General features: G+C 63.0%; 1 protein-coding gene. It reads right to left on the bottom strand.

What is annotated here, in order from left to right; translation table 11 throughout:
- The coding region (locus A2I95_RS42325) for a calcium-binding protein (RefSeq protein ID WP_291738207.1) at positions 1-1010 on the bottom strand (1010 nt) is incomplete at both ends.

The raw sequence follows: 1010 nt of genomic DNA, 5'->3' as shown, positions 1-1010 counted from the left end.
CCAGCGCCGATCCCGGGACCTTGATCTTGCCGGTGTTTTCGGAAACCGCGGTTGGCGCCAGCGCCTCCTCCAGATCGTCGATGCTCTTGACGATGCCATAGGCCGGCGCCGCGGTGTGTTCGATGTCCGACAGTTTCACCAGGTCGCCATAGACCGTGACTTTGCCCAGCAGATCGTCGTTATGGGCGCCGCCGTTGTTGCCCTGATCCGAGTACAGCGCAATCACCGAGTGATCCATCACCCCGTCGCCGTTCTTGTCGCCATAGGTGATCGAGGCAATCTCGGTGGTGTGGCCCTCGATGACAATCCGGTCGCCCTCAGCACGGCTGAAATCCTGCACCACATCATGGCCCATAATGTCGACCCAATGGTCGTGCAACTTGTCGTTTTCACCCGCCACACCATGCCAGTTGATGGTGCCGTCGTCGCGGGTGTGCTTTTCGATATAGCGCTCTTTGGCATTGATAAGCGTCTGGAAGTAAAAGATATCCGCGCCCTTGCCGCCGATCAGAAGATCATCGCCCGGCACCGGCTGATCGGGGTACAGCTTGCCATCTGTCAGCTCGTTCAGCGGGTCGCCCTCGTCGCGGTCCGGGTCATAGGCGATGGCCCCCTCGCGCCCGTCGGCGCGGCTGATCAGCAGGTCGTTGCCGCCGCCGCCCTTCAGCGTATCCTCGCCGTGGCCGCCGTCCAGCACATCGTTGCCGCCGCCGCCATACAGCGTGTCATTGCCGTAGTTGCCCTGCAGCACGTCGGCGCCGCCCTTGCCGATGATCTTGTCATCGCCGCGGCCTGCATCAATGCCATCGGCGCCGCTGGTGCCGCGCACGGTGTTGTCGCCGCCGTTGCGGGTGATCATGCTGAGGCTGCGGTCCAGATGGCCGTGATGGGTCACGCCGTAGTCCGACAGGATTTCCAGGAAAGTATCGCTGGCGCCATGCAGCTGGCCAAAGGCCGGGGCCAGATCCTCCATCATTGCATCCATTTTGGCACCCGTGGCGGTGCCGGCC

Source organism: Leisingera sp. F5 (genome assembly GCF_001593695.1).
The sequence above is the reverse complement of the archived record's forward strand: the minus strand, read 5'-3'. Positions and strand labels throughout refer to the sequence as shown.